Source organism: Chitinophaga sp. ARDCPP14, from assembly GCF_051362515.1.
Lineage (GTDB): Bacteria > Bacteroidota > Bacteroidia > Chitinophagales > Chitinophagaceae > Chitinophaga.
This window is the reverse complement of record NZ_JBKIXB010000002.1, coordinates 258,646-270,375: the sequence shown is the minus strand read 5'-3', so window position 1 is coordinate 270,375 and position 11,730 is coordinate 258,646. Positions and strand designations below refer to the sequence as shown.

The window sequence follows — 11,730 nt, the reverse complement described above, 5'->3', positions numbered from 1 at the left end:
AGTAAGATGAAAATAGCCATATTAGGCACAAGGGGGATTCCCAATAATTACGGAGGATTTGAACAGTTTGCCGAGTATATTTCTGTGGGCCTTGTTGAGTTAGGACACGATGTAACTGTATATAATCCGCATTTTCATGGTTATCAGGAAGATACTTTTAAAGGGGTAAAGATTGAGAAAGTGAAAAGCCCCGAGCAGAGTATCGGAGCTGTTGGGAACTTTATTTATGATTACAGATCCCTTAAGCATGCGCTGACAAAAGACTTTGATCTCATTTATGAGGCAGGATATGGTACGGCATCTCCATCTTACTTTCTACTGAAGAACAGTAAAATTCCGGTGTTAACCAATATGGATGGACTGGAATGGAAGCGTTCTAAATGGAATTTTATTACCCGCCGGCTGATGCGGTATTTTGAGACGTTGGCTATAAAAAAATCTCATTACCTGATTTCCGATAATCTGGGAATTCAGCAATATTATAAGGAGTTTCATAATACGGATACGATTTATTTGCCATACGGTGCAGATGCAGTTTATGATTTTGAGGAGAAACTGTTGACAGAGTATGATCTCAAAGCTAATGAATACTTCCTTCTGGTTGCCAGGCTCGAGCCTGAAAACAGTATTGCTATGATATTGGATGGATACCTTGAATCAGGGCATTCTTCTCCATTTATTGTTATCGGAAACCATCAGAACAAATATGGAAATTATCTGAAAGAAAAATATAAAAATAAGAATATAAGATTTCTCGGAGGGGTATATGATAAACAAAAGCTGGATTCGCTCAGGTGTTATTGTAAGGCCTATCTGCATGGGCATACCGTGGGAGGAACCAATCCTTCATTATTAGAAGCAATGGCTTCAAATGCTTTTATTTTTGCGCATGGTAATAACTTTAACAGAGGGGTATTGGGCGCAAACGCGCTTTATTTTACTAATAGCCGTGAGCTTGCAGTATGTATTTCAGAAGTAGATATGCTCGCTGCAAAAAATAAAGATGGTTTTCTGTCGGGTAATAATAGCAAGATTAACAACTATTATAATTGGAAACGTGTTATTAAGCTTCATGAAGAAGTTTTTGCTGATGTAATAGCGGGAAATAGAAAAACTTTTTCCCGGCGTAAAAGTTAGAAAAATGAATCATATGAAAATTAGATCTTTTCAGCTGCTCCTGCTTTTGATGAGTGCGATAGTCGCCATTCCTGTTTCAGGCCAAAGAACAAAAAAGAAAAAGAAAATAACCCAAACTACTAAGTCTGCGGCTACTGCCCCGTTTAGAATCATTGGGTATTTCTCAAATTGGGGACCGGTAACAAAAATTAAGTATGATAACATTACCTGCGTAAATTTTGCTTTCCTAAAGCCAATGCCAGATGGTACAATTGCCAATGATAAGACCTATGACAAGCTATATGATATTGTAGCCAATGCAAGGCCTAAAAAAGTGAAAGTAATTGCGGCGCTTGGCGGACAATACACAGATAAGACATTCTCAAAGATTGCCGAAAGTGACGCGCTGATGGATAAGTTTGTTGATAATGTAATGGCTATCGTGGACAAATATCAACTGGATGGTATCGATTTAGACTGGGAATATCCAAAATTTAATTCAGATGAGCCTCAGAAGTTGGTACAGTTAGCTAAAAAGTTTTCTGTGAGGCTTCACCAGAAAGGGAAATTATTAACCATGGCTGTATCAGGTAAGCCTAAGTGGGGCGCTTTAGCGCCAGATGAACTATATCCGGTGGTAGACTATTTTAATATTATGGCTTACGATGATATGGAACAAGCTTCGCACTCAAGCTATGATTTCGCTGTAAATTGCCTGAACTATTGGATTATTGACCGCAAGCTTCCCCGGGAGAAGGCGAATCTAGGTTTACCTACTTACGGCCGTAACCCTAAGGTAGTGCCGCCGTATTACAAAGACCTGATAAGTAAAGGTGCTGATCCCAACGCAGATTCTTTTAATGGAGTCTATTATAATGGCATAAACACCATCAAGAAGAAAGTTGATCTTGCCATGAGAAATGTGGGTGGGATTATGATATGGGAGATAAATGGTGACACCGACGATGACAAAACTTCACTCATCAGGGCCATGAAAGAGGAGACCAAAAGTAAACCAAGCTCACAAATTAATAAAAGTAAAAATATGAAGGTTATTCAATAACAATAACCATATCTTGTGAGTATTTTTGCGGAGAATTAATATCAATAATGAAAAAAGCTATTATAACTGGAATTACTGGCCAGGATGGAGCCTACCTGGCACAGTTACTTTTGGACAAGGGATATGAGGTTCATGGTATTAAAAGAAGGAGTTCCCTTTTTAATACAGACAGGATCGACCATATCTATCAGGACCCACATGACAGAGGGGTCAGGCTTAAACTGCATTATGGGGATCTTACCGATTCCACCAATCTTATCCGTATCATCCAGGAGGTACAACCTGATGAAATTTACAACCTCGGCGCCATGAGCCATGTACAGGTTAGTTTTGAATCACCCGAATATACGGCAGATGCAGATGGGATTGGTACACTGCGGGTACTTGAGGCTGTTCGTTTGCTCGGCCTTACTAAAAAGACAAGGGTATACCAGGCATCCACCTCAGAATTATACGGGCTGGTTCAGGAAGTACCGCAATCTGAGAGAACACCCTTCTATCCCCGTTCTCCCTACGCCGTAGCTAAAATGTATGCATATTGGATTACTGTCAATTACCGCGAGGCTTATGATATGTTTGCCTGTAACGGTATATTGTTTAATCATGAAAGCCCTTTGAGAGGGGAAACTTTTGTGACCAGGAAAATAACCAGAGGCGTTGCCAAAATATCTCTCGGTATGCAGGAGAAGTTGTATATGGGAAATCTGGATGCTAAAAGAGATTGGGGACACGCTAAGGATTATGTGGAAGCGATGTACTTAATCCTTCAGCAAGACAGACCGGAAGATTTTGTGATAGCTACAGGAGTTACTAATACAGTGCGTGATTTTATTAAAATGGCCTTTTTAGAAGTAGGGATAGAAGTGGAATTTAAAGGTGCAGGTGTTGATGAGAAGGGAATAGTGAAACATGTTAACTCATCCGGTTCACTGCTTAAACCTGGCCAGGAAGTTATTGCTATTGACGAGCGCTATTTCAGACCCACAGAAGTGGAGCTGTTAATAGGAGATCCGGCAAAAGCGAAAAGACAGCTTAATTGGGAGCCCAAATATAACCTGGCTGCACTGGTAAAAGAAATGGTGGAAGCGGATGTTGAGCTGTTCAAACGTGAGAAATTATTAAAAGATTCGGGTTATAAAGTATTAAACCAGTTTGAGTAAGAAGATGCAAAAGGATAGTAAAATATATGTTGCAGGACATCGTGGTATGGTAGGCTCAGCAATCATGAGAAGATTGGCAGCTGCCGGATTTCACCATTTTATTACACGAACGTCTTCTGAATTGGATCTTCGTAATCAGCAGGCTGTAGCCACATTTTTTGAAAACGAGAAGCCCGAATACGTATTTCTTGCAGCAGCAAAGGTCGGTGGTATCGTAGCTAATAACACCTACCGGGGAGATTTTATTTATGAAAATCTGATGATCCAGAACAACGTGATCCATCATTCTTTTAAGGCAGGGGTAAAGAAGCTGATGTTCCTGGGATCTTCCTGTATTTACCCAAAAATGGCACCGCAGCCATTAAAGGAAGAATATTTGCTAACCGGTCCGTTGGAACCAACCAACGAGCCTTATGCCATAGCCAAGATTGCAGGCATTGAGATGTGTGACGCATACAGGGCGCAATATGGATGCAATTTTATCTCGGTAATGCCGACCAACCTATACGGCCCCAATGATAATTACGATTTGAATAATTCACATGTTTTACCTGCGCTGCTTCGAAAAATTCATGAAGCACACGTTAAGAGCGTACCGGAAGTAGTTATATGGGGAACCGGAACACCGAGACGGGAGTTTCTTCACGCGGATGATATGGCGGATGCTTGTTTCTACCTTATGGAGAACTATGATGAAAAAGGATTGGTTAATATTGGTGTTGGAGAAGATATCAGTATTGTAGATCTGGCAAAGCTGATTTGCGGGATTGTTGGCTACGAAGGTCAACTGAAATTTGACCATACCAAACCTGACGGCACTCCACGTAAATTGATGGATGTAAGTAAACTTCATTCTTATGGCTGGAAGGCAAATATAGAGCTGGAAACAGGTATAAAGAATGTTTACAGACAATTATTAGAAAACGGCTGGTCTTGACCGGCGGCTTTAACGGGATTTTTTTTTGCTTAAAAAGTATTCCCTGTTAAATTTTGACAACAGTTTATGACCACCATCTTCCTTCCCGCTAAAATATGCTACCTATACCTGTAACTTTTCCTTTCCCAGGGCGTTTTAAATTTTAGCTGAGACGCTATGCCGTGAAAAAAGCGGGGTCTGGTTTAATATATCCTTTATCCTGAGGGTTGTATTGTTATTTCAGGAATCCAATATTTATGAATTTATCCCTAAAAGTAAGCTGCCTGTTGCTGTTTTCTTTTTTGCAGGCGTGTAACTGCGGTACCGGCACCATTGTAAAAACTGAAGAGGTACAATATTATTACCTCGAACACCTTAAGGGTACAGATGCAAAAGTAAAGGAATTGGATAGAGCAGTCAGAAATAAGGCTTCCCTTCCTCAGATCCGGGAACTATTCAGACAAGCCAGGCTGCACTATAAAAAGGTGGAGTTTCTAACAGCGTACATAAATCCTGAATTGGCCAAAGTAATTAATGGCGCTCCAGTTCCTGAAGTGGAAGAAGAAGATAATGCCAATACCATTCAGCCCCCTGAGGGTTTTCAGGTGATAGAAGCATTATTGTACCCTGAATATAACAGTAAGGATAGCACTGAATTGTCGGGGCTGACAAAAGAACTTATTATAAGCTTACGACAAGCTATTTATATTTCTGAAAAAAAGCAACTCACAGACACTATAGTTTTTAAGGCACTTAGAAAGGAATTATTCCGGTCTTCTGTACTTGGACTTGCTGGATATGACACTCCGTTGAGCGGAAATGCTATACAGGAAGTTGCTTCGGTTTGGTCGTCATTCCATGATATTATTGCTATTTACAACGACGAGTTAGGTAAATCTGATCCTGCGGCGTGTAAGAAGATGAATAATCTTGTAGACAGTGGCATTGCTTATTTACAGCATAACCAGGATTTTGATTCATTCGATCGGCTGCATTTTTTTACGACGTATGCAAACCCTCTGGGGACAATGCTTGTAGGTTTGTTAAAGCAGGCAGGGATAGTGATAAGCGGTTCAAAAGAACTTGTGAGTACCTCAGCAGGGAGTCTCTTTGATAAGAATGCTTTCTCTTTTGATTTTTATATCAGTGATGAAGAAGAATATCCCGGTGAAGAAAAAGAGGCGCTTGGGCGCTATCTGTTTTTTGACCCGGCTCTTTCCGGAAATGGCAAACGTTCATGCGCCACCTGCCATCAGCCGGGGAAAGCATTTACAGATGGCTTTGCAAAAAGCCCGGCTATCAGTGGCCAGGTTTTCATAAACAGAAACACCATTACCTTGTTGAATGCAGGTATACAACCGGCACTATTCTATGATGCACGGGTAACTTACCTGGAGGACCAGATCTCCGACGTGTTGTCCAACCCCAACGAAATGCACGGTTCTATTGCAAAAACAATGGATGTAATACGTGGAAGTAAGGCATATACCGCACTTTTTAAGAAAGCTTTTCCCCGGTCGGCAGAGGCACTTACGCCATATCATCTGCAAAATGTAATTGCCACTTATATTAGATCCCTGACCAGCTTTAATTCGCCATTTGACAAGTATATGCGCGGTGATCATTCGCAGTTAAACCCTGAGGAAATACATGGTTTTAATCTCTTTATGGGGAAAGCTAAATGTGGCACATGCCATTTTGCACCTTTATTTAATGGCTCGCTTCCTCCTGATTTTGCCAAGGCAGAGGTGGAAGTCATAGGTGTTCCCCGGTTTCCGGGATCAAGAGAGGTTGACGAAGACCGGGGACGCTACAACCTTTACCCGGCGGCCCCATACCTATATGCCTTCCGTACACCAACACTTAGAAATATTGCGCTTACTGCACCATACATGCATAACGGAATCTATTATACTTTGAAAGAAGTACTGGATTTTTATAATGATGGTGGAGGGATTGGACAGGGTATTGCGTTAGTAAATCAGACGCTCCCTCCGGAAAAGTTAAATCTTACAGAGGAAGAAAAACAAAGTATAATCTCTTTTCTGAAGAAATTAACAGATACCACTGCAGCCCATAAGTTACCAGTCGCGTTGCCTCCCCTGGATAGTGAACAGGCTGTATTCAGAAAAGTAAATCTGTATAATTGATATCCTTTGATGTCTGATTTTAAGTTTAGCTATTAGTAATCAAATTTCCTAACCCAAGCAATTGTTGCTTCATGTATCATCTGAAAATTAAGCAGGTAGCCGTGCTGGCTCTACTTACTGTTACTGCTGTTATTTATTCCTGTAAAAAGTCTTCCAACAACGAATCAGTAGCGCCACCAATACAACCCGGCGCGGATTCAGTTATTAGTGACGGTGCTATACTAAATGGTTATCCCGATAAGATGTCTTATTTCCCAGGAGATAGCGCTGCGCTCTTTATATCCACAGATAGTGTACATAAAAAGAAATCAGTTAACGTATATGACATGGCTGGTGACGTGAGTTTTGTTGTAAAAGTTGAGCAGTCATATCACCAAAGTCCTAAGGGAGAACTCCCATCAGAGGATGGTTTCCAATATGAACATCCCATTCGCTTCAGGATTCCAGCCAACGCGAAGACGGGCGTCTACCTGGTTGGTAAGAAAATTCCCTTTGTAATTAAATCAAAAGATGCTGCGGACTTTACAGTAGTATACCCATCCAACACCGAGAACGCCTACTCGGAATCCGGCAGGAGAAGTCTTTACACGCTTCCTGTAGCAAAGAAAGTTTCCTTTCTTCGACCTATCCGTTTTTCCGAATATGGTGGCCCCGGCTTCCTTAAATGGATGTTAACGCAAAACTATAAATACACGGTTATCTGCGACCAGGATCTGGAAAACTTCGATAACATAAAAGGCAAAATCCTGATCATTATTGGGCACAGTGAATACTGGTCAAGGCCAGCCAGACGGAACTTTGACAGGTTTGTAGCCGAAGGGAAGCATGCGTTGGTACTTTCCGGTAATGTAATGTGGTGGCAGGTTAGAGTGGACAGCCTGCAACATCAGCTTGTTTGTTATAAAGGATTGGGTGAACCCCCTATTGCCGATAGTCTGAAGACAATTTACTGGAAAGAATCAAAATTAAAATATCCTATTATCGCAAGTATTGGATGCGATTTTGACGGAGGTGGCTATGGCACTATTGCTAAGAATGATGGTTGGGAAGGATTTAAGGTAACCAGTCCCAATTCCCCTCTTTTTGCCGGTTTGGGTCTTAAAAAGGGGGATATTATCAGATGTCCCAGCAGAGAGTATGATGGCGCCCCTTTGACTGGTTTCGAGGCGGATGGCACACCGATTCTTAATACTAAACTGCTCAAATTTGAAAAAGTAGAATTATTGGGATATGATTTTGCTTTCAGAACAATAAAAACGGTGCCTACGGCTATTGTGTTTAAAAAAACGCCCGCATCCGGAACGGTTATCAATATACCGACCACCGACTGGTGTACCATGTATTCCTTTACACTGCCACGGATACCGCAAATCACTACCAATGCCATAAATGGGTTACTAAAAGACCAAAACATGTTTTCAAGGTAGTTTTCCAGTATCGGATTTATGAACAAAGACAGCCGGGTCCATTAGCGCTTCCGGCTGTCTTTGCTTTTCAGAAAGGTGGCTGCTAACTTAATTCTCATTTATAGTAGTGATACTAATGTGCTTAAAAGCATATATTTGCGTCTTGCAAGCACACATTAATACATGTTACATACAAAGATTGTTAAAGCCCTTTTCATTTTAAGTTGTCTCGCTATTAGTTTTGGATCATTTGCGCAGAGTGCCGGCAGACAGTTTTCCTTAGGCTTTTATAAAGCCACCGCTGATACCAATAGTTTCAGCTATCATTCTTCCCAACGGGACTACATGATACAACCAGAGTTTCAACTCCCCCAGGAAGATTCCACCAAGAAGAGAAGCTGGTTTCACCGTAAGCTCTTCAACGAACACCTGCTCCAGTATAGTACGGCAGACTATGATTTTTATGCCAGTTTTTTACCTGATCTGCTTATTGGGAATAGTTCTGATAATGGCACTACGTGGTTGAATACACGAGGTGTGATTGCCGGAGGACGTTTGGGGAAAAACTTTACATTTCGTACAGAGTTTTACGAGAACCAGGGCAAGTTTCCAGAGTACATTGATCGCTACGGTCGTCAAACGATGATTGTTCCGGGACAGGGGCAATGGAAAGACTATAGCAATGGGAAAGCTTTTGACTTTGCGTATTCATCTGCCTTACTCAGTTATAAGGCGGGGAAATTTCTCGATTTCCAATTGGGATATGACAAAAATTTCATAGGCGATGGATACAGGTCCATGCTCCTTTCTGATAATTCGTTTAACTATCCCTTCCTTAAGGTAATAGCTAATGTAGGAAGAGTACAGTATACCACAATGTGGGCACAGTTTATTGATATGAAATATCCGAGGGCCTCATACGACAATGGCTATCGGAAAAAGTGGGGGGTGTTTAACTACCTCGACTGGAATGTATCAAAGAAAGTTACGATTGGCTTTTTCGAGGCTGTTATTTGGCAGGACTCCGATTCAACAGGAAAAAGAGGGTTTGATATGAGTTATCTCAATCCTATTGTTTTTCTGCGCCCGGTGGAATTCTCAGTAGGCTCTCCGGATAATGCACTCATGGGGCTGAATGTAAAATATGCACCTTCGGTTAATTCTACCATATATGGGCAGTTTTTGCTTGATGAATTTAAATTCAGTGAAATGACCAGTGGAAAAGGCTGGTGGGCAAATAAATTTGGAGGACAAATAGGGTTCCGTTCAAACAATATCTTTAAGGTGCCCAGGCTGAATGTTCTGACCGAAGTAAATGCAGCACGACCATATACTTACTCACAGCGGTCTACGTTAAACAACTACGGACATTATAATCAACCACTGGCACACCCAATGGGGGCTAATTTCATCGAGTGGGTTAATATCGCAGACTATCAATACCGTAGATGGTTCTTTAAAGGCGAATTAATGGTGGCAAAATATGGCCTGGATACTGCGGGTATAAATTATGGGAAAGATATTTTTAAGTCTTATAATACACGTAACGAAGATTACGGAAACCATATTGGTCAGGGCTTGAAAACTAATTTAACGTATGTTCAGGGCTCAGTAGCCTTTTTGCTCAATCCAAAATATAACTTGCGTTTGGAACTGTCTGTAACAGGTCGAAGAGAAAAAAATAGCCTGTACGACAACAAAGAGCTGATATTTCAATTTGGCCTACGCAGTAGCTTCAGACAACTTTATTACGACTTCTGATGAAATTATATACAGACACAAGCCCTTCCGCACCAGCGCAAGGGCTTTTTTTATTTTTCATCGCAAAGAGGGGAGGATAATAATGGACAAAGGCCGAAATAACTATTTGTCGAAAAAAATGTCAGGTACAGGAAACCCTGATTATCCTGTAATGAATATACGAAAAAAATCATAATATCAAATACATAATCCCTGTTCCCTTCCAGTGTTGCCGATAATTTATAACTTCGCACCATGCATTACGTTACAGTAGAAGGGCTTACCAAATCTTTTGGAACCAAACCATTATTCAGGGATATTTCTTTTCATATCGAAGAAGGAGATAAAATAGCGCTGGTGGCGCTTAACGGAACAGGAAAATCCACCTTGCTCCGCATTTTATGCGGAAAGGATGTGCCCGACAGTGGGAAAGTCTGGATTCATAAAGACGTAACCGTTGTAATGTTGGAGCAACAATCAGACTTTGATCTCTCCAAAACCGTAATCGAAAATATCTTCAATCATAATAACCCGGTACTAAACGCTATCAAAGAGTATGAACTGCTCACAGAGGAAGGACACGAGCCTGATCTGGATAAGTTGACCGACTCCATTGCTAAAATGGACGAGTTGAATGCCTGGCATTTCGATACCAAAGTGAAACAGATATTAGGAAAACTTAATATCCATAACCTGGATCAACCAGTCGGCTCCCTTTCAGGCGGCCAGCAAAAAAGGGTAGCACTGGCTAAGGTGTTGATCGAAATTGGCTTCGAGCATAAACACGTATTGCTTATCATGGATGAGCCCACCAACCACCTGGACGTATCTATGATTGAGTGGCTGGAGAATTACCTGGATCAGGAAAAGGTAACGCTGCTGCTTGTTACGCACGACCGGTACTTCCTGGATAGCGTTTGTAACGAAGTCATGGAACTGGACCAGGAACAGCTTTTTATCTACAAAGGAGATTATGAAAATTATCTCGAAAAGAAGGCTGCCAGGGAAGAAAGCGAAAAATCAAGTGTGGACAAAGCCCGTAACCTTTACCGTAAGGAACTGGAATGGATGCGTAAACAGCCTAAAGCCCGTACCACCAAATCCAAATCCCGCCAGGATGCTTTTTATGAGGTAAAGGAAAAAGCCAGCACCAAAGTAGCTGACCAGCAACTGGAACTAAATGTGAAGATGACCCGCCTGGGCGGAAAAATCCTGGAGCTAAAGAAAGTCTATAAATCTTTTGGAGATCTGAAGATCCTGAAAGGGATGGATTATACCTTCAAAAAAGGAGAACGGGTAGGCATTGTTGGTAAAAACGGGGTTGGTAAATCTACCTTTCTGAATATGTTGTTGGGTACAGAACAGCCCGATTCCGGGAAGATCAATATCGGGGAAACCATTGTGTTTGGTAATTATTCACAAACGGGTCTGGTGGTAAAAGAAGATATGCGGGTGATAGAGTTCGTAAAGAATATTGCCGAGAACTTCCCATTAGCAGATGGCACTAAAGTAAGCGCCGCACAATTCCTGGAGCTATTTCTGTTCCCGGCGGAAAAGCAATACACCTACATCTCAAAACTGAGCGGTGGTGAGAAAAGAAGGTTGCACCTGTTATCGATCTTATTCCGCAATCCAAACTTCCTGGTATTGGATGAACCTACCAATGATCTCGATTTACCAACCCTTAGCATCCTGGAAAGTTTCTTACAGGAATTTCAGGGTTGTGTAATCATTGTGAGCCACGACCGGTATTTTATGGATAAACTGGTGGAACACTTGTTTGTTTTTGAAGGAGATGGCGAAATCCGCGATTATCCTGGCAACTATACTCAGTACCGTGAATGGCAGAAGGAAGAAGACAAGAAAAAGACCATTGTACCTAAAAAAGAAGCGGTACCAGAACCCATGGTAACAGTGACTCCTGTTGTAGAGAACAAAGGCCGCAAGATGTCTTTTAAGGAGAAACGGGAACTGGAGCTGCTGGAGAAAGAGATGGAGCAACTGGAAACAGAAAAGAAAAGAATTGAAGCCTCTTTGTCAAGTGGAGAATTGCCCTTTGATAAGATGGAACCCCTGACCCACCGGATTGGTGAAATTATTCAATTACTGGATGAGAAGGGAATGCGTTGGCTGGAGCTGAGTGAAATAAATGGATAATAGCGCCATTATCTATAGAGGA

The 11,730-nt window shown here is 41.5% G+C and carries 8 protein-coding genes; all 8 read left to right on the top strand.

The window, feature by feature from the left end:
* The first annotated feature begins 6 nt into the window (after window positions 1-6).
* Window positions 7-1,137: a DUF1972 domain-containing protein gene (locus ACLHR0_RS05675; protein WP_429042480.1), complete on the top strand. Its 1,131-nt coding sequence runs from the start codon at window positions 7-9 to the stop codon at window positions 1,135-1,137.
* 13 nt (window positions 1,138-1,150) lie between these two features.
* The gene (locus ACLHR0_RS05670; protein WP_429042478.1) at window positions 1,151-2,179 is read left to right on the top strand and encodes a glycosyl hydrolase family 18 protein; all 1,029 of its coding nucleotides are present in this window, start codon (window positions 1,151-1,153) and stop codon (window positions 2,177-2,179) included.
* A gap of 47 nt (window positions 2,180-2,226) precedes the next feature.
* Window positions 2,227-3,339 (top strand): GDP-mannose 4,6-dehydratase, encoded by a 1,113-nt coding sequence (gene gmd / locus ACLHR0_RS05665; RefSeq protein ID WP_436485277.1) that lies wholly within the window; start codon window positions 2,227-2,229, stop codon window positions 3,337-3,339.
* Complete coding sequence (gene fcl, locus ACLHR0_RS05660; RefSeq protein WP_436485275.1) at window positions 3,332-4,276, top strand: GDP-L-fucose synthase; 945 nt, start codon at window positions 3,332-3,334, stop codon at window positions 4,274-4,276. Before gmd ends, fcl begins: the two co-directional genes overlap by 8 nt.
* A 236-nt stretch (window positions 4,277-4,512) precedes the next feature.
* The gene (locus tag ACLHR0_RS05655; protein WP_436485273.1) at window positions 4,513-6,405 is read left to right on the top strand and encodes a cytochrome-c peroxidase; all 1,893 of its coding nucleotides are present in this window, start codon (window positions 4,513-4,515) and stop codon (window positions 6,403-6,405) included.
* Window positions 6,406-6,476: 71 nt separating this feature from the next.
* On the top strand, window positions 6,477-7,832 hold the full coding sequence (locus ACLHR0_RS05650) for a N,N-dimethylformamidase beta subunit family domain-containing protein (protein ID WP_370908540.1): 1,356 nt from the start codon (window positions 6,477-6,479) through the stop codon (window positions 7,830-7,832).
* Between the two features lie 162 nt (window positions 7,833-7,994).
* Window positions 7,995-9,572 carry a hypothetical protein gene (locus ACLHR0_RS05645; RefSeq protein ID WP_436485270.1) on the top strand — a complete coding sequence of 526 codons (1,578 nt, stop codon included), beginning with the start codon at window positions 7,995-7,997 and terminating at the stop codon, window positions 9,570-9,572.
* 234 nt (window positions 9,573-9,806) lie between these two features.
* On the top strand, window positions 9,807-11,708 hold the full coding sequence (locus tag ACLHR0_RS05640) for an ABC-F family ATP-binding cassette domain-containing protein (protein ID WP_436485268.1): 1,902 nt from the start codon (window positions 9,807-9,809) through the stop codon (window positions 11,706-11,708).
* Window positions 11,709-11,730: the final 22 nt, after the last annotated feature.